The organism is Sedimentibacter saalensis, from assembly GCF_007830175.1.
GTDB lineage: Bacteria > Bacillota > Clostridia > Tissierellales > Sedimentibacteraceae > Sedimentibacter > Sedimentibacter saalensis.
The window spans coordinates 230,845-253,293 of sequence record NZ_VLKH01000002.1 but is presented as its reverse complement, the minus strand read 5'-3'; the positions used below and the strand labels follow the sequence as shown (position 1 = coordinate 253,293).

The 22,449-nt window shown below is 35.0% G+C and carries 15 protein-coding genes; 11 read left to right on the top strand and 4 right to left on the bottom strand.

Annotated elements, in window-relative coordinates; all coding sequences use genetic code 11:
• Nucleotides 1-2 precede the first annotated feature (2 nt).
• Nucleotides 3-1,913: an OPT family oligopeptide transporter gene (locus tag LY60_RS04100; RefSeq protein WP_145080378.1), complete on the top strand. Its 1,911-nt coding sequence runs from the start codon at nucleotides 3-5 to the stop codon at nucleotides 1,911-1,913.
• Between the two features lie 73 nt (nucleotides 1,914-1,986).
• Here the strand turns inward: LY60_RS04100 and LY60_RS04095 are convergent, their stop codons facing one another.
• Nucleotides 1,987-2,418 (bottom strand): DMT family transporter, encoded by a 432-nt coding sequence (locus tag LY60_RS04095; RefSeq protein ID WP_145080375.1) that lies wholly within the window; start codon nucleotides 2,416-2,418, stop codon nucleotides 1,987-1,989.
• Between the two features lie 369 nt (nucleotides 2,419-2,787).
• Here LY60_RS04095 and LY60_RS04090 point away from each other — a divergent pair, with 369 nt between their 5' ends.
• A complete protein-coding gene (locus tag LY60_RS04090; RefSeq protein ID WP_145080372.1) occupies nucleotides 2,788-5,733 on the top strand; it encodes a stalk domain-containing protein in 2,946 nt (981 codons plus the stop codon).
• 379 nt (nucleotides 5,734-6,112) lie between these two features.
• Here LY60_RS04090 and LY60_RS04085 read toward each other — a convergent pair whose 3' ends face one another.
• The gene (locus LY60_RS04085; RefSeq protein ID WP_145080369.1) at nucleotides 6,113-6,964 is read right to left on the bottom strand and encodes a LysR family transcriptional regulator; all 852 of its coding nucleotides are present in this window, start codon (nucleotides 6,962-6,964) and stop codon (nucleotides 6,113-6,115) included.
• A 137-nt stretch (nucleotides 6,965-7,101) separates the two neighbouring features.
• Between LY60_RS04085 and LY60_RS04080 the strand changes: the two genes are divergently transcribed.
• Nucleotides 7,102-7,377, top strand: coding sequence for a MoaD-like domain-containing protein (locus LY60_RS04080; RefSeq protein ID WP_145080366.1), 276 nt, complete (start codon nucleotides 7,102-7,104; stop codon nucleotides 7,375-7,377).
• 104 nt (nucleotides 7,378-7,481) lie between these two features.
• On the opposite strand, the gene LY60_RS04075 is transcribed toward LY60_RS04080, so the two are convergent.
• The gene (locus LY60_RS04075) at nucleotides 7,482-9,155 is read right to left on the bottom strand and encodes a flavin monoamine oxidase family protein (protein ID WP_145080364.1); all 1,674 of its coding nucleotides are present in this window, start codon (nucleotides 9,153-9,155) and stop codon (nucleotides 7,482-7,484) included.
• A gap of 235 nt (nucleotides 9,156-9,390) precedes the next feature.
• Between LY60_RS04075 and polC the strand changes: the two genes are divergently transcribed.
• Both polC and LY60_RS04065 read left to right on the top strand, forming a co-directional pair.
• Nucleotides 9,391-13,734: a DNA polymerase III subunit alpha gene (gene polC / locus LY60_RS04070; RefSeq protein WP_145080361.1), complete on the top strand. Its 4,344-nt coding sequence runs from the start codon at nucleotides 9,391-9,393 to the stop codon at nucleotides 13,732-13,734.
• 80 nt (nucleotides 13,735-13,814) lie between these two features.
• Nucleotides 13,815-14,303, top strand: a complete 489-nt coding sequence (locus LY60_RS04065; RefSeq protein ID WP_145080358.1) for a deoxycytidylate deaminase — start codon at nucleotides 13,815-13,817, stop codon at nucleotides 14,301-14,303.
• A gap of 40 nt (nucleotides 14,304-14,343) precedes the next feature.
• On the opposite strand, the gene LY60_RS04060 is transcribed toward LY60_RS04065, so the two are convergent.
• On the bottom strand, nucleotides 14,344-14,544 hold the full coding sequence (locus LY60_RS04060; protein WP_019227174.1) for a cold-shock protein: 201 nt from the start codon (nucleotides 14,542-14,544) through the stop codon (nucleotides 14,344-14,346).
• 368 nt (nucleotides 14,545-14,912) lie between these two features.
• Between LY60_RS04060 and LY60_RS04055 the strand changes: the two genes are divergently transcribed.
• The 6 genes from LY60_RS04055 (at nucleotide 14,913) to sfsA (ending at nucleotide 22,312) form a co-directional block, all read left to right on the top strand.
• Nucleotides 14,913-15,989: a hypothetical protein gene (locus LY60_RS04055; RefSeq protein ID WP_145080355.1), complete on the top strand. Its 1,077-nt coding sequence runs from the start codon at nucleotides 14,913-14,915 to the stop codon at nucleotides 15,987-15,989.
• A gap of 76 nt (nucleotides 15,990-16,065) precedes the next feature.
• Complete coding sequence (locus LY60_RS04050) at nucleotides 16,066-16,743, top strand: PspA/IM30 family protein (RefSeq protein WP_145080352.1); 678 nt, start codon at nucleotides 16,066-16,068, stop codon at nucleotides 16,741-16,743.
• Nucleotides 16,744-17,011: 268 nt separating this feature from the next.
• Complete coding sequence (locus LY60_RS04045) at nucleotides 17,012-17,944, top strand: FMN-binding protein (RefSeq protein ID WP_145080349.1); 933 nt, start codon at nucleotides 17,012-17,014, stop codon at nucleotides 17,942-17,944.
• Nucleotides 17,945-18,176: 232 nt separating this feature from the next.
• A complete protein-coding gene (locus LY60_RS04040; RefSeq protein ID WP_145080346.1) occupies nucleotides 18,177-20,279 on the top strand; it encodes an MASE3 domain-containing sensor histidine kinase in 2,103 nt (700 codons plus the stop codon).
• Between the two features lie 198 nt (nucleotides 20,280-20,477).
• Nucleotides 20,478-21,599, top strand: a complete 1,122-nt coding sequence (locus tag LY60_RS04035) for an AI-2E family transporter (protein WP_145080343.1) — start codon at nucleotides 20,478-20,480, stop codon at nucleotides 21,597-21,599.
• A 32-nt stretch (nucleotides 21,600-21,631) separates the two neighbouring features.
• Nucleotides 21,632-22,312, top strand: coding sequence for a DNA/RNA nuclease SfsA (gene sfsA / locus LY60_RS04030; RefSeq protein ID WP_145080340.1), 681 nt, complete (start codon nucleotides 21,632-21,634; stop codon nucleotides 22,310-22,312).
• Nucleotides 22,313-22,449 lie beyond the last annotated feature (137 nt).

Genomic DNA, 22,449 nt, shown 5'->3' with positions numbered 1-22,449 from the left:
TAATGGATAAAAAATTGTCTAAAGATGCATATGGAAATGTGCCCGGCAAAGATTATGTGCCTTATATATCCAGCGGTTCCAAAATAGGTGGGAATGGTGCAGTTTTAATAATAGGGATAATCTTAGCTGTATTATTTGCAGCATCTACTGCATATTCCGGTATGAAATCGGGTCTTACAGTTGCTGCTGGCATACCGGGTTCTATTATAGGCTCAGCTTTTATATCAGCATTTTCTAAAAAGAAGGGGCTCCTTGGGAAAAATTTAATACAAGGTATGGCTAGCGGCGGAGAATCCGTTGCCAGCGGTATAATATTTGTATTGCCGGCAGTTCTTTTAATAGGTTCAAATGTTTCTTTTTTAGAAGGTTTTGTAGTTGGAACAGGTGGAGTTTTATTTGGCATTGGAATAGCTTCCATTGTTCATAAATACTTGATCGTAGAAGAGCATGGAAAATTAATGTACCCTGAGTCAATGGCCATTTCAGAAACACTTGTTGCTTCTGAAGGCGCAGGAGAGTCAATAAAGTTCATGGGAATAGGATTTGGAATAGGTGGTATTATAACTGCTGTAACCAGTTCATTTTTAAATGTGGCTAACAATGTAATAAGCTATGTGAATGAATCTTTTTATAAATGGAAATTTCAGATTGAAGTTAACCCTCTGTTACTAGGAATTGGATTCATAGTTGGATTAGATGTTTCTTTAACTATGTTTGCCGGTTCAATACTTGCTAACTTTGGCATTTTACCTTTAATAGGCTATTTTACTGCTCTTGGTCAAAGCAATGCATTTGTATGGAATGATCCAGGTACTGCCATTAATGCCATGAACGTTTCAAATATATCCGGCAGCTATGTAAAATATATTGGTGCAGGTATGATGCTTTCCGGTGGTTTAATAGGTGCTATAAGGCTGATACCAACTATTATTTCTTCCATAAAAGAAACTCTTAGTGCAAAATCTACAAACAATGGTGACAGTTCATCTGTTGGAACACTAATATTATTAGGTGGTATTATAATTGGATTTTTAGCAGGATTCTTAATTTCTGACGGGAATATTTTAATGGCAATAGTTGCTTCAATTTTATCTTTATTTTTATCATTGCTATTTGTCATTGTTTCCGGCCGCTTAACAGGTACTATTGGAACTTCAAACCTTCCTGTTTCAGGTATGACCATAGCTTCTTTAGTGCTTGTGACGTTGTTATTTGTGGCACTGGGATGGGTAAGTCCTGAAAACAACAAGTCTTTACTTTTATTTGGTACGTTTATAGTCACTGCAATAGCTATTGCAGGTGGATACTGTCAATCACAAAAAGTGTCTTTTATATTAGGCGGAGATAAAAATGAAATGCAAAAGTACTTTGTAATTGCATCAATAGTTGGTGTTGCAGTAGTTATCGGCACTATTTTGTTGTTGTCAAGCCAACTTTCATTGACTGGTGATGATGTGACCTTTGCTCTGCCTCAGGCTAACTTAATGGCAACTTTAACTGCCGGTATTATATCTGGCGAGCTGCCTTGGGTTATGATAATTGTAGGCACTGTTATGGGAATTGTATTGTTTTTATTAAATCTTCCTATAATGACAATTGCCATAGGATTCTATCTGCCAATATCAACTACTTCCATAATTTTAATAGGTGCTTTTGTCCGCTTATTAATAGAAAGAACTTCAAAATCTGAAAAAGAAAAAGATGTTAAGGTTTCAAATGGCATAAGTTTATCTTCCGGGCTTGTTGCAGGTGGTTCCATAATAGGTCTTGTTGGGATAATACTTCAAGTTTCTGGTGTTATAAAAGGAATAGCACCAAGCGGCTTCGCTGAAACAAACGGCATGGCATTTTTATTATTAGCAGCCCTTGTAATCACAACAATAATTCCAATAATAAAAAGCAAAGCAAGTTAATTAATATAAGCGACAAAAATTAAAACTCTTCAAATGAGGAGTTTTTATTTTTGTCGCATTAAGAAATTTTTTCTTAAAGTTTATTAAATACAACAATGCCTGCGATCATTAAAACTACACCAATTAATTTGCTCCATTCAAAACACATCTTTTCAATACCGAACAATCCAAAACTTTCGATTAAACAAGAAATAACAAGTTGAGCCAATAAAATTAACATTGTTGCATTAGCAGGTCCCAAACTCGATATGCTTTTAATGACAGTGAATGTAATAAATGCTCCGATGACACCGCCAAATAGATATAATTTGTTGCTTACATTAAACACCGAAAGCAAATTTTCGCGGCCGGCGAAGAACCATATACTTAAACTTGCAGCAAAGGCTGTTAAATGCACCCAACTGTTTGTAGCCCACATATTTGATGAATCCATTACACGAGTATTAAAAACACCTTGAACACTCATTAATAATCCTGCCAGCAAAGCAATTAAAATACCAACCATACTAATCTCCTTAAAAAATGATATTGTTTAGTATTCCACAAAAATTTAGTTTAAACAAAAACAAATTCTTTCTCTACATTACTTTAGCAATATCGAAAATAGTCAAATAATAATTTTAATATTATACAAGATTCAGCAATATTATATTGTGTTGTTATTATAAAATGATTTAATCAATTTATAAATATTTTAAAAGCAATAACCAAATGAAATTATTTGTACGTTTTTCATTTGTGAGCTAACAGCGTCACCGGCTGTTTATTTTTGTTTTATCAAGTTATTAACGGAAAGGAGGTTTAAGACTAGAAGTATTCATTGTAACAGACTATAATTTCAAAAAATTTAGTAATAAAATTGGGGGTATAAAAAATGAATCATCCAAGAAAATCGTGGTTTAAGATTTTTGCTATTACACTTTTTTTAGTAATTTTTGCGTATTCATCAATTGCGGAAGCAGTCGATTCATCTGATGTAAATCAAACACCTTTTTACTTTCCATTAACCAATATGTATCATGAAATAACAAATGAGTCAGAATTTTACACATACATGCTAAATACTTCATATGGCAGTATAAACGTTGATGGTAATATAACTGAAGTTTCTGATAAGGAAACATTTATGTCTGAATTTATAGTCCCTGCCAGCGGACATCCTGCCGGAACTATTTATACATGGTTGATGAATGATGCAGAAAACCTTTACATAACTTTTGATGTGACTCCTGACAATACAATGGATGGCAATGAAGATTATGTTAAAGCCTATATAAAAACTAATGATGGTGTCAAAGTGTTTAAAGTTTCTCTTTTAGATACTGTTTGGGGTGCTCCGGCCTTTATAACTACTGAACGGGCTAATTATGATCACAAGGTATACGAACTGAAGATTCCATTAAGCGAGATTGAATTGGCTAATGATCAAATCAACATTCAAATTGCTTTTTCTGCTTATGGAACAATGGCTGCACCTATTCCTGTAAGTTTTAAAGAACCTAAATTGTATTATTCAGGCGGTATACCTACTGGCATTGCTACAGGTCATTTTAATAATGACAATTTTCTTGATATAGTTGCTGTCAATTCCAATGAGAGCAATTTATCTGTATTGCCAAGTAACGGTGATGGTACTTTTGCAGCTCGCGTTGTCTCACCTGCCGTCTATGCGCCGACTTCTGTTATTGCATGTAATTTGAATGGAGATAATTTAGATGATCTTATCATCAGTAGCAGTCAAGGAACATACGCATTTGTGGCTGTTGGAAACTGTAAGTTTTCAGAATGGATTACCTGCGGCTCAGGATATAATTCTTCAGTGGGAGATTTTGATAATGACGGCGATACTGATGTTGCAACTACCGACTGGAACCAAAGCAAAATATTTATTTATTTAAACAACGGAGTTGCAGGTTTCACTGAAACGCAGGTAATATACGCACCTGGACATCCAGAAGAAATCATTGCAGAAGACTTTAATAATGATGGAAAACAGGATTTGGCTGTGGTTTTTGGTGATCGCTTCGTAGTTAGTTCTATGCAGATTCGTTTTGGTGACGGTACCGGACTCTATCCTGATAGTCCATCAAAGACAATATCAGATATCGGTGAAATTATAAGCGGGGGTAAGCGTTATTCAGCTGGCGGTGCAACAGCTGCAGATTTCAACAAAGATGGAAATATTGATATTGCATTATTGTATTTTAATGATATAGTAGAGCACTCTGAAATCGAATATACATCAGTCTTGCTTGGAGATGGCACAGGTGATTTTTCAACAACAGAAGATTGGGATAAATTTCTTCTAAATCGAGGACCAGTTGATTCTGTCGCAGGCGATTTCAATAAAGATGGTTGTTTGGATTTAGCTGCAAGCAACAGGTATAGCAATAATATTTCAGTTCTTGCTAATAGCTGGAACTCATCATTTTTGCCTAAACAGGATTTCAACATTGGTAAGCAGCCACTTTGTCTCACTACTGGCGATTTTAATGATGATAGCATGTTAGACATTGCCATGACAAATTGTGATGATGGAAATGTTATAGTTCTTATCAATAATTCAGGCGCATCCAATATAACTGATACTTATACAGTCATATTTGATAAAAACGGCGGAGATACTGAAGCTAATCCAGCAACAAAAAATGTAAAAGAACCTGCTACATGCGTAGACATTCTGCCAAATGAACCTACCAGGACTGATTATACTTTTTCTGGATGGTGGACCGGTAACGGTATTGCTGATGACGGAATAGGAGTGGATGGCGGAGAAGGATGGGGAACAGTATTTTTAGCTAATACAGCAGTCCATGACGATATAACCGTTTATGCAAAATGGGTAAAAAAACCATCAGATTCAACTATATCACCTACATCTGCTATCTTTGACAAATACAGCAGTTCAGAAAATTATAAGGATATTGTAGTAACCATAACTTCACAAAGTACAACCATAAGTGCTATTAAAAACGGCGCTATTGTTCTTTCAGAAGGAACAGATTATTCTGTCAATGAAAGCAAAGTAACCATTAATAAATCGTACCTGGAACTGCAGGCAAACGGATACATGACTTTAACATTTGACTTTAGCGAAGGAACGGACCAAGACATGGTTATAACAATTAATGACAGCACTCCTTCCTCCAGTGGAGGAGGCAGTCATTATAGACCATTAGGTGTTACTTGGTCTAAAATACCTGAAGGGACTCCCGGAAAACCATTTTCACATAAATTCTCAGCAACAGGAGGGAGCAGTCCATACAAATTTAATGTAACTAAAGGTTCACTGCCTAAAGGACTGAGCTTAGAGAAGGACGGTACATTTAGCGGCACACCAATACTGCCGGGGAATTTCACATTCACGATTACTGTTACTGATAATAAAGGCAGAACCTCCAGCCGGGAATTTACAAACATTGTCAAATTAGGCCCAAAACAGAAGATTATTACTCTCACTATAGACAGCACCCAGGCTACTATTGACGGTCAGCCATACGTGCTGGATGCAGCACCTTATATTGATACAAACACAAATCGTACCCATATTGGTATACGTTTTGTAAGCGAGGCTTTAGGTGCTAACGTTGAATGGCTAAACGCATCACGTCAGGTTAATATAAAAGATAAAGATAAAGAACTGGTACTTACTATTGGAGAAAAAGAAGCTAAAGTTAATGGTCAGAGAGTTACACTCGACAGTAAATCAATCATACAGCCACCTGGCAGGACGTTTGTTCCTTTACGCTTTGTCAGCGAGACATTGGGAGCAACAGTTGACTATGATGAAATAAATAAGATAATAACCATTATAAGGTAGCCTATTTTAGAAAATAAAAAATCAACAAAAAATTAAGTAGCGCCTGAATATCTTGTACTAGATACCAGGCGCTACTTATTTTCTTGGATACCCATTCAATACCTCTCGGTAAAGATTCAACATTCAATTTACTTAATTGCTACCCTACCAATATCTTTACTCTTGTAAGGTTTAGCCGCTTTATATAATCTAACTGTTAACGGGCTAGACCACGATTTAACCATTACAACTGGTAATTGTATTGACTCTGTTAGAATTATAGTAACCGATGTTGTATGCTATATATACCCGATGATTTTGGGTTTAAACATAAAATAAAAAAATTTTTAAAATATTTTTGTTATATACGATTCCAGGATAAAAATCTAAATTTTAGCGACTAGCTATCTGTCAAATGTTTAATGAAAAGCTGAACTTGCGGAAGTTCATAATATGAATTTTTATATAGGACGTATGTGTTTCTTTCTAAAGGTGTTCCATCTTTAAAGCATAGTTTTTCAGTATGCCCTTCAAATTCATCTAAACAAATTTGAGGAAGTATGCACCATCCTATACCGTTTCGTACCATTTGCATGCAGCATATTAAATTATCAAGACAAATTTTTGAAGTATTGCCTGGAAGATTATTTTCCTCGAGCCATTTATGAAGCTCCAGACTCAATCCTGCATCAGTGCTTCGGTTAATATATGGATATGAATCAAGCGGTTTGTCTTTATTTTCTTCGTTGCACACCACTAGCATGGGTTCTTTAAACAATAGATTTTTTCCTTCATCCCATTTAAAATCTCCCCGGACAATGGCAATTGGAATTTCATCATTCATCAACATTTTGTATAAGTTTTTGCTTTGATCAGTTGTTATATTTATATTTACCATAGGATATAGCTGAGTATATGCTTTTAAGACCCCTGGCAATCTGTAATGAGAAAAATTCACTGAACATCCCAAGTTTAACGTTCCGCCTATGAAACCTTTGTTAATATTTACATGATTTTTCATTTCAACAGTAGTTTTATAAATAGTTTTTATGTAGGATATAATAGTTTCGCCAATGGGCGTAAATATAACACCTTTTTTTGAACGAACAAGCAAATTGCAATTTAACTCAGCTTCCATCCTTATTAGTCTTTTTGTCAAAGCAGGCTGAGATAAGAATAGCTTATGTGCTACTTTAGTAATATTTTTAGTTTCATATAATTCAAGAAGAATTTCATAATCTTTTTCATCCATTTAATAATCTCCTAACAATAACTTTTAGTTATGAATACTGATGAAATTATACTATTTTACTTTCGATTAATCAATAAATAAAGCATCCTGCTTTACACAGCAAGAAAGCATGTGTATAATTAATTTTAATTAAATTATTGAAAGGACGTGGTAAGATAAAAACTCTATCTGTTAAATTTGGTGGAATAAACCGTAATGAGTTTATAGATTACTTTCTCAAAATTGGAGGTACTTTGGAAGATGATGAAAAAATCAAAGGACCATTTTGGGAAGCAACAGTTGGACCTCATACAATGTCTGAATATAAAGCCTTAAAAATTCAGAATGTTTTAGTATCAATTGCAGTAGAAGAGGATAAGTTTGATGGTTTTATTGCTGCCTTTCAGCTGAACTTTCTTAGATGTGGTGGTTAGTAATTTAAAAATAATTTTTTAAAAAAGGACGTTACTTTTGTATAAAAAACTAACGTCCTTTAATATTTAATGAAATTTGAATTAAATGCAACATTATTGATGGTTTAAACTGTAATGGTTTGCATTGCAATTTGATTGGCAACAAATTTACCTGAATATAATGCTCCCTGTATCCACCCGGGTTTTACGGAAACATGGTCTCCTGCAAAAAATACCCTGTTGTCATATTCAGGCAGCAGCATATTGTATAGAAAATTCACTTTCTGACCGGGATACGCCACTGCAAAAGCTCCTCTGAACCAAGGTTCTGCGTTCCAGTGAACCGTTCTGTAACTTTGTATTAACGTATTTAAATATCCATCCGGAAGACCATGAACCTTTTCAACATCCTTGCGTATTGTTTCAAGTTTTCTGTAAATATTAAGACCGCCGATTCTTGTTGCGTCCTGGCCTAAGTTATATGAGGCTATTAAAACTCCTGGAGAATCAGCAGAACACAATCCTTCACTGAGACACCTTATGTGGTCAGGAGGGTAGACAACAGATTGAATGGCTAGATCTGTAAAAGATATTCCGCCATTAATGTTGCCATAGGGCGAATTTTCTTCCCAAAATCTTTTCCTGCATAAAAAAGCTGTCTTATGAGCATCAATGTAATTAAGTTCTCTGATTGCCTGCATTTTCAATTCGCTGAAAAATGGTGAAAGTTCAAATGTTCTCAATACAGAAAAAGGAACCGCACATACTACAAAATCATATGTATCCATTAATTTTACATTGTTTGGATCATCATAAATTATATTTACTTTGTTGTCAGACGATTTCATAATTCCATTTACAACATACCCTAATTTTATGGAGACTTTTCCTAAAATACCAGTGTCATATTGAAATTCAGGAGGATTAGGGTTGTTGAGAGAATCGAAGAATGCCAAGGGTAGATTTACCATACCCCCTTTTATTCTGTAAGTATTGAGAAAATCAAAAGAATATATGCTGCTCATTGTTTCATCGTGGCTTGTGTTTAAAAGAGCTGCTGTGAAGGGTTCAACTGCTGATATTAAGTTTATGGCACTTTGACTTAATCCCAATTGTTCATAAACCTGTCTGTTGCTTAGCTTTGTGATTCTTGAATATTCTTCAGAGTACTGAGGTTGAATTTTTAGTATTTCTGTTCGCATTTCTGGAGTGAGACTGTCCAGCATTGTTTCTGCAGCATAATCACTTAATTCATTCCATGGTGTATTTTTTTCACTTTCAGTCAAATTGTAATAAGGATATATATTATCAGTAATGCTTTGACCTGAAAAATCACGTCTTACCCTTACATTGTCTACAAAGATAAAGTTGTTTGATCGGGGAGAAGACAATGATTCAGTTTCCAAATTGAACAAATTTATATAATGCCAGGTTGTTTCATGAGATACAGGAATTCTCATGGCACCTAATTCCACATAAAAATCCTTGGAGTCATTATAATAAGAAGTATAAATTCTTCCGCCTATCCTGTTAGATTCTGCATCAAATATAGTAATATTTGCACCAAGCTTTCTCAGTTCATATGCAGCTGCCAGTCCTGACAGCCCAGCGCCAATTATCCCAATTTTTAAATTTTCAAGAGTCATTGGCTTTGCATATTGATAAATTTCATGGGGAGGTCTTAAAAGGTTTAAAATATTTTGAAAGTCTTCAGATCTGCCAGAACGGTTTAAGGAATTTAGAAACAACTGGTGTCGCTGTTCATCAGTTGGATTAAAAAAATAATCTTGAACGGACATAAAAATTTCCCCCTTAAAACAAAATAAATTTCAACAAATTTCATATATTATATATATTGCATAAAAAAAGTTTAATGCCATTAAATTCAGTTTGGATAAAAGTAAAGCGGGATAAAATCAACAAAAATTATATACATCAATTTGATAATTGAAAATATGAGACGTTTTTTCTATGTACAAATCATTAATCTATGTTATATAATATAAAATATTGAACTTTTAAGAAGGTTGTATAATGAAAAAAATTAAAGAAATATTTGGTGATTATGAAGCTGTGGGCAACTTGAACTTTGCTCTGGTTGAAGGAGTTGTTCTCAGCAAAAAAACAAAATCCCTCGAATTAAAAATCAAATCCGATAAATATATTGAAGTAAAAGAATTGGAATCACTCAATGACTTTATTAAAAGAAGATTTGCACTTAGCGATTCTAAAATAATTGTAAGTTATTCTGATGAAACAAACAAAAAGCCCATTGAAGATGAGCTTAAAAATATTGTTTTCATGATATCGGACAAGTTTCCTGCATTAAAGGCGGTTCTTAAAGACAGTGAGTATGAAATAGCTGAAAATACTATTGTTTTTAAATTTAAATCGGCTGTGTCTGAAATATTGAAAGCCAAAGGTTACGATAAAAAAATTCATGAAGCTGTAAAAAAACTATACGGCACTCCATATCATATTAATTTTGTAGACAAGGTAAGTCAGGAGGAATTCATAAGGCAGCAGGAAGATGTTCTTGCAAAGGAAATGTATGAACTTCAGAGGGAAGCTCAATTTGCTCCCACGGTATCAGCTCCTGCACAGTCTAAAAAGATTCCTGAATTTAAACAGGAAGCAAAAGCTGAGACTTCAGGGAAAAAGACAAATCCGCAGCTCATACTTGGAAGAAATATAAACCTCAAAGATCCTATTGTAAAAATTATCGATATTACTCCTGATGAAGGAAGAGTTGCCATAGAAGGAGAAATTTCAAATCTTGAAGCAAAGGAACTTAGAAGCGGAAAAATACTTGTTTCTTTTGATGTGTATGATGGCTCAAGTTCCATGACGTGCAAGATGTTCTTGAAGCCCGGAGAAGATGCTGAAGTTGTGCCGAGGCTCAAAAAAGCTAAAGGAGTAAAAATTTACGGCAATTCAGGATTCAGTAAATTTTCAGGAGAAATTGAGCTCATTGCAAATACAATTGTTGAAACTGAAGGTATCAAAAAAGTCAAGAGAATGGATAATTCTGAACAGAAAAGGGTTGAACTTCACCTGCATACACAGATGAGCCAGATGGATGCCATGACAAATGCTGCTGATCTCATAAAAAGAGCAATGGAATGGGGGATGAAGTCCATGGCCATAACAGACCATGGTGTTGTTCAGGCATTTCCAGAAGCTCATAAGCTCCTTGGAAGAGATAATCCTGACATGAAAATAATATATGGGGTGGAGGCTTATCTTGCTCCTGATAAAAAGCCGTCCGTTACTAATTGCAAGGGGCAATCAATCGACACTGTATACTGTGTGCTTGACCTTGAAACTACAGGATTTTCTCCTGTTACAGAAAAAATAACTGAAATAGGTATCATGAAAATACAAGGCGGAAAGGTAGTAGATGAATTCAGCTGTTTTGTAAATCCACAAAAGCCTATTCCTGCAAGGGTTGTTGAGGTTACAAACATAACAGATGACATGGTAAGTGACGCAGAAACTATTGATAAGGTATTTCCAAAAATGCTTGACTTTATTGAGGGAAGCGTGCTTGTAGCCCATAACGCAGAATTTGATATTGGATTTCTAAAACATAATGCCAAGGAACTTGGATACGCTTTCGATTTTACTTATTTAGATACATTATCTTTGGCGCATGAACTGTTTCCAGATTACAAAACATACAAGCTTGGAAGGATTGCAAAAAATCTTGGAATAAAGGTTGATGTAGCTCACAGGGCACTTGACGATGTGGAGACAACAGTGAAGGTTTTTAATGTGATGCTTGAAATGCTTGTTAAAAGAGGAGCAGAATCACTGGATGACATAGACAAATATGCTTCTGATGAACAGTCAAGAAATGAATCTTACAAAAAGCTTAAAACTTATCATGCAATAATATTGGCCAAAAATTATACTGGCCTGAAAAACTTATACAAGCTTGTGTCTTATTCGCATTTGGATTATTTTTACAAGAAACCTCGAATATTGAAAAGCATGTTTGAAAAACACTCAGAAGGTTTGATAATAGGCAGTGCATGCAGCGAAGGAGAGCTGTATCAGGCCATATTATTAGGAAAACCAGAACAAGAAATAGAAAAGATAGCTAAATTTTATGATTATCTTGAAATACAGCCAATAGGGAACAATGACTACCTCATAAGGACTGAACAGGTACCTGACAAAGATTATTTGAGAAACATAAACAGAAAAATAGTTGCTTTAGGAGAAAAGTTCAATAAGCCTGTTGTTGCCACGGGAGATGTTCACTTCATGGACCCTGAAGATGAAATATACAGGCGTATACTTGAAGCAGGACAGGGATTCAAGGATGCTGATTACCAGGCTCCACTGTTTTTAAAAACAACAGAGGAAATGTTAAAGGAATTTTATTACCTCGGAGAAGAAAAATCATATGAAGTTGTTGTAAAGAACACAAACATAGTTGCAGATATGTGTGAGAATATAAGCCCTATTTCATCAGAGAAATGTCCTCCTCACATTGAAGGCTGCGAACAGACCATAAAGGACATAGCTTTTGGAAAGGCTCATGAGCTTTATGGAGATCCGCTGCCTGAAATAGTTCAGCAAAGACTTGACAAGGAACTTGATTCAATCATAAAAAACGGATTTTCCGTTATGTATATAATTGCGCAGAAACTTGTATGGAAATCCAATGAGGATGGATACTTGGTTGGCTCAAGGGGGTCTGTTGGCTCATCGGTTGTTGCATATATGACGGGTATTACAGAAGTAAATGCCCTTCCGCCTCATTACAGATGCCCGAAGTGCAAGCATTCAGATTTCACTGATTTAGGAATTAAAATTGGTTTTGACCTACCGGACAAAAAATGCCCTGTTTGTGGAGAAATGCTTTCAAAAGACGGCATCGACATTCCGTTTGAAACATTCCTTGGCTTCAATGGGGACAAGGAGCCTGATATAGACTTGAATTTTTCAGGTGAGTATCAGGCAAAAGCCCACAAATATACGGAGGTCATATTCGGAAAGGGAACAACATTCAAAGCAGGAACAATTGGAACAATTGCAGACAAAACTGCCTTTGGATATGTAAAGAAATATTTTGAGGAAAAAAATAAATCAGTGAGTAAGGCAGAAATCATTAGAATATCCAAGGGATGTACCGGTATTAAGAGAACAAGCGGACAGCATCCGGGAGGCATAATAGTTGTACCAAAGGGACGTGAAATATTTGAGTTTTGTCCTGTGCAACATCCGGCCGATGACCCTGATTCAGATATTATAACAACTCATTTTGATTATCACTCTATAGACCAGAACCTTCTTAAGCTTGACATACTTGGCCATGATGATCCTACGGTAATAAGGATGCTGCAGGATATAACAGGAGTTGACCCTAAAACCATACCAATGGATGACAAAGATACAATGTCATTGTTTTCATCAACTCAAGCCTTGAAAGTTACGCCTCAGCAAATTAATTCAAAGGTTGGAACTTTCGGAGTACCGGAGTTCGGCACAAGGTTCGTACGAGGTATGCTTCTTGACACAATGCCTAAGACATTCATGGATTTAATATGTATATCAGGTCTGTCACACGGTACAGACGTGTGGCTTGGAAATGCCAAGGATCTCATAGATTCCGGAACCGTCACGACCATAAGTGAGGCAGTTTGTACAAGAGATGATATAATGGTCTACCTTATCAAAAAAGGACTGCCGCCTAATGCAGCTTTTAAAATAATGGAAACCGTGCGTAAAGGTAAAGCTCTTAAGGAACCCAAATGGCCTGAATATGAATCGCTAATGAGAGAACATGAAGTTCCTGAATGGTACATTGATTCATGCAAGAAAATTAAATACATGTTCCCTAAGGCACACGCAGCGGCATATGTAATGATGGCCTTCAGAATCGCCTGGTTCAAGGTGCACATACCTGAGGCCTATTATGCAGCTTATTTTTCCATAAGGGCTAAAGCTTTTGATGCAGAGTTCATGATAAACGGCAAAGAGGTTGTTAAAGAAAAATTAAAGGAAATTGATGCTCTTGGCAATGATGCATCTAATAAAGATAAGGACATGTATGATGATTTGGAGTTGGTCCTGGAAATGTATGAGAGAGGATACAAATTTCTACCAATTGATTTATACAAATCTCATGCAACTCAATTTCAGCTTGAAGAAGGAGGCATAAGACCTCCGCTAAACAGCATATCTGGTATGGGAACAGTTGCAGCAGAAGGAATTTACAATGCTGCTCACAAAGAAGAGTTAAAGTCAATTGATGATTTAAGGAAAAGTGCAAAAATAGGAAATGCTGCCATAGAACTTCTTAAAAAGTTTGGCTGTCTTAAAGGACTTCCTGAAAGCGATCAGTTAAGCTTTTTGGATGTAATATAAAATAAATGTAGCGCAGGCAGTAACTGCGCTATATTTATACAATAATGAAATAATATTATCAAATAAAAAGGAAGAAAAAAATGACTAAAAGAAATGATTATATAAGCTGGGATGATTATTTTATGGGTTTAGCCCTTCTTTCATCAAAAAGAAGCAAGGATCCTTCATCACAGGTTGGAGCGTGCATAGTTGACAGCAGATCAAACAGAATTTTAAGCGTAGGATACAACGGGCTGCCAAGATTTTGTTCTGATGACGAATATCCCTGGACTCGGGAAGGGGACTCAATGGAAACAAAATATTTTTATGTAGTCCATGCTGAACTGAATGCAATACTAAACTGCAGAGGTGCAAATCTGGAAGAGAGCAGGCTATACACAACATTGTTCCCGTGCAATGAATGTGCCAAGGCCATTATACAGTCAGGGATGAAACAAATTGTTTATTTAAGTGACAAATACTCAGATACAGACATAGTAAAAGCTTCAAAGAGGATGCTCACCAGTGCAGGCGTAGAATTTTATAGATTTGAAACAGACATTGACTGTTTAAATTTAAACTTTAAATAAAAAAATCAGGAATTAAATTCCTGATTTTTATTTGCATTTATTATGCTCTAGTAACGTTAGCAGCTTGTTCGCCTTTGTCACCTTTAACGATGTCAAAGTTAACTTTCTGACCTTCTTCTAAAGTCTTGAATCCGTCACCTTTGATAGCTGAAAAATGAACAAATACATCTTTTCCGCTTTCTTCAGTTATAAATCCAAATCCTTTTTCTGCGTTAAACCATTTTACTGTACCTTTATTCATGAGGTACCTCCTAATTTTTATTATACTCCATTGTAAATTTAAAAAATTCACATATTTTCACAAATTATATACAATGCTATATATAATCTCTAAAAACATGTGAAATCTATAATTACATCTGTAATACTCATTTAATATAACATTAATATTTTTGTTTGTCAATAGTTCAAAAATATTTTACTCAAAATATATCAAAAATATTTTACTCAAAATATTTAATAAGTAAAAGCTGTTTCAGTTACAGATTTTCTTGTTATTCATAATTATGAATAATAGGAAAATACTTGTAATCATCTATATTTATAGTATAATTTAAATAGAGTTATATTATAATTAATAGATAGGTATGTTCTTGAGGAGGTAATTTTTTGGGTAGAAGTGGTGGTTCTGGCGGAAGAAGCGGAGGAGGCTCCTTTGGAGGAAGCAGGTCCAGCGGAGGCCGAAGCGGCGGAGGTTTTGGAAGCATTGGAAGAAGCGGAGGGTCATTTGGAGGCGGTTCATTCGGCGGACGAAGCGGAGGTTCTTTTGGAGGACACAGCGGAGGATCATTCGGCGGAGGTTTTGGCGGCAGCCCCTTTGGAAGGCCGGGAGGCGGAGGTTACAGAGGTCCTGTGTTTATCCCTACGGGCGGAGGTGGATTTAGAAACAGAAATAGCGGCCCGGGAGGCTGCGGGTGTCTTACTCTCATAATTGTTTTGTTGATTATTATTATATTTATTGCAATGATTAACGGACTAAGTTCTTTTGACAGCGGCTCAATGGAAAGCTCCGGCATTACAACATCCACTGTAGAAAGGGAAGCCCTTCCTAAAGGTTCGGTAAATGAAACTGATTATTATACTGATGAGCTTGGATGGATAAGCAATGAAACAAAGCTTGTGAGAGGACTAAAATATTTTTATGAAAAAACGGGAGTTCAGCCATATTTATACATAACCGATACAGTAGGCGGTTCCCATTATCCATCAGAAAGTGAACTTGACGCGTATGCACGCAATTTGTATGATGAGCTGTTTACAGATGAAGCACATATACTTTTGGTTTTCTTCGAATATGAAAATGAAGGCTATATGGACAGATATGTTTGCGGCACACAGGCCAAGACTGTAATAGACTCAGAAGCTGCGGATATATTGCTTGATTACTTGGATAGGAACTATTATGACAATGATTTGACTGATGAGGAATTTTTCAGCAATTCTTTCAGCGAGGCTGCTGACAGAATCATGACGGTCACAAGGTCTCCATGGATTAGCGTAATGACTGTGTTTGGAATAATTGTTTTGGTTTTGATACTTTTTGTATGGTGGAAAAACTATAAGAAACAAAAAAATCTGGAAGCCAAACAGACGGAGGACATTTTAAATACACCTATTCATAAATTTGAAGAAGATGAGGCTGAAAATTTAGCCAGAAAATATGATGATAATGATTTTAATCAATAAGCAAAAGACGAATGTAATTAACTACGAAGCATAATGTCTAAAAGACATTGCTATATGATTTCAAGGAGGTAACAAAATGTCAATTTTAGAAAGATTCACAGATATTATCAAAGCAAACATCAATGAAGTATTGGACAAGATGGAGGATCCGTCAAAAATGATTGACCAGTATCTGCATGATGCCATAGAGGATTTGGCAGAAGTCAAAAAAAGCACTGCTTCTGTTATTGCAGAAGAAACAAGGTCAAAACGTCTGGCCGATGAAAATCAGGCTGAAGTTGCCAAATATGCGGAATATGCAAAAAAAGCACTGATGGCAGGCAATGAAGGAGATGCAAGGACCTTTTTGGCTAAAAAACAGGAACTTGAAAACCTTGGGGCTGGCCTTATGACAGCATATGCAACAGCACATGAAAATGCAATAAAAATGAGACAAATGCACGACAAGCTTGCTTCAGACATTGAAAGCCTCAAGGCAAGACGTGAAATGATAAAATCAAAAGTAAAAGTTGCAAAAACTCAGGAAACTTTAAATCAATATACTTCAGCTACAGACAGACTTCAAGATGCAGAAAATGCTTTTCTTCGCATGGAAGACAAGGCAAACAAGATGCTTGATGAAGCAACAGCAATGGCAGAGCTTAACACTAAGCCAATAGATGAAGCAAAAGCCTTAGAAGAAAAATACGCATCCATGGGCAATGCATCTGTTGACGAAGAACTGAACAAATTAAAAGGTGAATTAGGACTGTAATATAAGAAAAGCTCCTTATGAAAATAAGGAGCTTTTTTATATACGAGGAAGGTTCTCTGTAAATCATTTTAAAGAAAGAATGTGGCAGATTTTACAAGTGTTTTAGTTTAAGAAAATCATTTTTTTGTCACACATAAACTTTACATAATCAAAGAAGTATAGTATAATCAAAAATCAGTGGGTAATATTTTAACATCATAAACGTCCACTATATTGCTCTTTTCAATGGATTTTGACTAGAGTGATTATATTTTTAAGGAGGAAGGAAATGAAAAAAGGATTAATTATTGTGTTGGTTTTTGTGCTGTCTTTTGGTTTTTTACAAGTAGCTACGAATTTAACTTCACAGGGAGAAACACTAACAGCAACAGCTAAAGGTTTTGGCGGTGACGTAACAGTTACATTGATAGTAGATGGTGATGATATAGTTTCAGTTACAGCAGTTGGTGCAAGCGAAACTCAGGGAATAGGCTCTAACGCTATTGATCAGCTGCCTGCATTAATAGCTGATGCTGATTCTGCAGATGTAGATGGAGTATCAGGTGCTACAATAACAAGCAATGCTATTAAAACAGCTGTAAGGGCTGCATTAGGAATTGAAAGCGCTGAAGAACCTGCAGCCCCTGCTGAACCCGCAAAAGAAACTTCTGCAAAACCTGCAGAACCAGCTCCTGAAGGAGCACTTACTGCAACAGCAAAAGGTTTTGGCGGTGATGTTACAGTTACAGTAGTAGTTGAAGGTGATGACATAGTTTCTGTTACAGCAGTTGGCGCAGACGAAACACCTGGTATAGGTTCAAATGCACTTGAACAGTTGCCTGGAAAAATCGCTGAAGCTGATTCAACAGATGTTGATGGAGTTTCAGGAGCAACTTATACAAGTGATGCAATAAAAAAAGCTGTTGAAGAAGCATTGGCAAGCAAGGGAGCAGCAGCACCTGCAGCTGAAGGAGCTCTTACAGGAACAGCTAAGGGCTTTGGCGGAGACGTTACAGTTACTGTAACAGTTGACGGAGATGACATACTGACTGTTGAAGCAGTTGGCGCAGATGAAACTCCGGGTATTGGTTCAAATGCAATTGAACAGTTACCTGCAAAAATAGTTGAAGCAGATTCAACAGAAGTTGAAGTGATATCAGGAGCAACATATACAAGCAAGGCAATAATAGAAGCAGTAAACGCTGCTTTAGCTGCACAATAATATTAACGATAATTCGAATGCTCTTAAATTTAAGAGCATTTTTTATTGCTATTTATTTATGAATTATATTCATCCGATATTTAAAAGTCGAAATTTGTAAAAAAATATGAAGTTAGGAATTTTAAAAGTGGGTATATCATAATAGGTGTGACTTTTGAAATAACATATGATTTATAAAATGTATGTTATAACAATATAGGCATCATATATTTAAAGAATATAGGGGGATACAATGAAAACAACAGAATCATCAGTTAGATCTGATATTGGCAGCACAGATTTGAAAACGTTGTTTGTAAAAGACAGCACGGATATTTTTCAACACTTTTTATTTATTATGATTCTTATAGGATTAGTAATGCTTCGGAATGTAAATTACTATGTGTTTCACAGCCTTGCGGAAACATTCAGCTGTTTTATAGCCATGGGAATATTGATAGTTTCAATTCATACAAACAGAATATCAAAAAACAGTTTTTTTATGTTTCTGGGCATTGGTTATGTATTTATTCTTATTATGGATTTGTTTCATACATATTCATACGGTGATTTGATGATGTTATCAAATGATGTGTATGACATGGATACGAAGTTCTGGATTGTTTCAAGGGGTATTGAGCTGGTAACTCTGCTCATTTCATTTGTTTTTTTATTTAAAAAGGATGTACGGACAAATAATTATGTAATATTCATTGTGTATTTTGTTTTTGCAGGGTTTATTATTTATGACATAGTCTATCTTCAATTATTTATTCCAGTTATGAGAACTCCTGAAGACGGAATAACTAATGCTAAAATATATGCAGAATATATTATAGCTTTTGGTTTTTTCATATGCTGCCTCATTGTGTTTCTGGCAAGAAAAAATATGGACCGCAGTTTATTTGTTATGATTGAAGCTGCTTTAGTATGCAAAGTTATTTCCGAACTGTTTTTTACTTTGTATGGAGATGTTACAGACATATATAATATGCTTGGACATATATTCAAGGTTGGTTCTTATTATTTCACTTACATGGGCATAATAGTGAACGGATTGGAAAGACCCTTTGAAATGATTAATATCAATTTAAACATGGCTGATGCTGCTGTAATAGAAAAAGAAAAGCAAAAAAAGTGTATGGAAGACATAATAATGCATAACGACCAGTGCTATGAATGGATAATTGAAAATTCAGGAAACGGAATTGTGATACTAAGAGATAATAAAATAATCTATGCAAACATTACAGCTGCAAAAATATTAGGAGCAAGCAGTTTAACTGATATCCTAGGAATTGATCAAAAAGAGTTTTTAAAGAACAACTATGAAGACGATATTATTAAAGTGTATGATTTTAATAATGAATTTGGGTTTAAAGAAATCGAAATTACAAATTTGAAAAATGAATGTGTTGATATAGAATTCTCATCAGAAAATATTTCATACAGGGGTAAGCCTGCCAGGCTTGTAATATTAAAGGATCTTGGCCTTAAAAACGAAATAGAGCTTCTTAAAAATGATTTGATAGAAAATGAAGAACAACTGTTAAAATCAAACGAACACAACAAAATCATAACAGAATTTTTTTCAAATATATCTCATGAACTTAAAACACCTATTAATGTTATATTGAGCGCAGTACAGCTTCTAATGATAAAATGTGTTGATGACAGCAGTGATTACAACGAAAAATCTGCTAAGCTATTAAATGTTATAAAGCAAAATGGGTACAGGCTTATAAGACTTGTAAACAATTTGCTTGATATGTCAAAATTTGATTCCGGATTTTTGAAGCTTAATCTTTGCAATGAAAACATAGTCAGCATTGTGGAAGATATAACACTTTCAGTAGCAGATTATATAAAATCAAAGGGTGTCAGCATTATATTCGATACAGATGTGGAAGAATTACTTATGGCTGTTGACTGTGACAAAATTGAAAGGATAATATTAAACCTTCTTTCAAATGCTGTAAAATTTACAAACAACGGAGATGACATATTTGTCTTTGTTATAGATGAAGAAGAAACTGTAAAAATTTCTGTCAAGGATACAGGAGTGGGAATTCCTGAGGATAAGCTTAAAGTAATATTTGACAGGTTTGGACAGGTTGAAAAAACTTTAATTAGAAATAAAGAAGGAACAGGAATCGGATTGTCTCTTGTAAAAAACCTCGTAGAAATTCATGGAGGAAGCATATCTGTAAATAGCAAGGTAGGGGAAGGAAGCGAGTTTATTGTAGAGCTGCCTGTAACACTAATAGATGAAAAGGAAGAAGATATGTGCAGCCCATACTACAGCAGTGGAAAGGTTGACAACATTCTTGTTGAATTTTCAGATATATATCAATGAATAAGTGAAGATTTATGACAATAATAATGGTATGTTGGGGTTAGTTCTAAATGAACAAGCCCTTTTTATTCAACGTGTTTCTATAGAGGAACATGAACATTACATGTATTTGTTGACAATCAAAAATCTTTATTGGATAATGTAATTACTGAAACTGGATAACTACCAATATTACCAGTAGCATAGAAAGGATTACATATGATTGATTATTCTAAAAACAATTATAAAACAATATTAAAAATTATAATTACAGCAGCATTGATGCTTCTGGCAGTTATTAATTATCACGAAGCAGTTGATTTATTAATAAAAATTTACGGAATTGTTTATCCGCTTCTGCTTGGGGCTGTTATGGCTTTTGTGCTTAACATTTTAGTTGTTAAATATGAAAAACTATATTTTCCTGGAAGCAAAAACAAGCTTGTTGTTAGTTCTCGCAGATTTGTGTGCATTTTGTTGGCAATAATGACAATAATTCTTGTTGTTTTCTTTGCTCTTAGAATTGTTATACCACAGCTTGTAAAGTTCATCACATTGCTGGTGGAAAAATTTCCGGGAGTTTATGAAAGTGTTGTTAAATGGATTGTTGAAAATTCACATGAAATTCCTGCGCTTCAGCAAAAAATAAAAGAGCTTGACATGGATGGCTATGCTGTACTGAATAAAGTGCTTGGTCTTTTGGGAAACTGGACATTTGGGACTGTGACATTCATAGGTTCAGCATTTGGAGCTGTGGTGGAATTTATACTTGCAGTTACATTTTCAATTTATATACTTGCTGATAAGGAAGACTTAAAAAATAAATTTAAAAAACTTTTTAAAGCATATATCAGCAAAGAAAAAAGAACAAGAATTTATGATGTGCTAAACACTGCAAATGAATCATTTTCAAGCTATATAGTTGGTCAATGCAAGGAAGCTGTTATATTGGGTACTCTTTGCACTGCAGGAATGATAATACTTGGTTTTCCGTATTCAACCATCATAGGTCCTGTAATGGGTTTAACGGCGCTTATACCTATGATAGGAGCCTACATAGGAGCAGCTCTTGGATTTTTACTTATTGTAGCTGTGAATCCTCTGAAGGCTTTGCTGTTTATTGTATTCATTGTTGTTCTGCAGCAGTTGGAAGGAAATTTAATTTATCCAAAAGTTGTTGGAAATAGCATAGGGCTTCCTGGCATCTGGGTGTTTGCTGCAGTAATTGTAGGAGGAGGCTTTATGGGCATTGCAGGAATTATTTTCGGTGTTCCGGTTGCAGCCACAGCATACAAGATTATGAGCAAATCAGTGAATGAGAGAATCAAAAAAGCAAAATAACCATACTCAGCATAAGCGAAGGGACATCATAAATGAAATATGAAAATATAAGAAGGGCTAAATTTATAAGCAGGCCAAACAGGTTTATAGCTAATATTGAAATAGACGGTAAGACTGAAATTTGTCATGTTAAAAATACAGGCCGATGCAAGGAACTTTTAACACATAATGCCCATATTTTTGTGCAGGAATTTGACAGCAAAATACGAAAAACAAAATATGATCTTATATCTGTTTACAAGGGAAAACGCCTCATTAACATGGACAGTCAGGTTCCGAACAAGGTGTTTGGGGAATGGGTAAAAAATAGCAGCATTTTTGAAAATATAAAACTAATAAAAACTGAACAGAAATACAAAAATTCCAGATTTGATTTTTATCTGGAAGCTGATGATAAAAAAATATTCGTTGAAGTGAAGGGAGTAACACTGGAGGAAGATGGAATAGTAATGTTTCCGGATGCTCCCACTGAAAGGGGGCTTAAGCACTTGAACGAGTTGTCACTATGCATAGATGAAGGATATGAAGCTTATGTTTTTTTCATTGTGCAAATGAACGATGTAAAATATTTTACCTCAAATGTTAAAACACACAAGGAATTTGCTGAAGCTCTCATTAAAGCAAGACAAAAAGGTGTTAACATAATTGCTCTTGATTGTGATGTAAAAGAAGACAGCATAACTGCAATGAACTTTGTTGAAATAAAACTTTAATTTTGAAATTAATATGAATCCCTAGGACAAAATTTACCAATAATTGTTTTTCTCCAACTAGTTGCAAAAAATGTTATATAAGTGAATATTTATTTCTTGCATTAATTTATCCGGTATGTTAACATACTAACGATTTT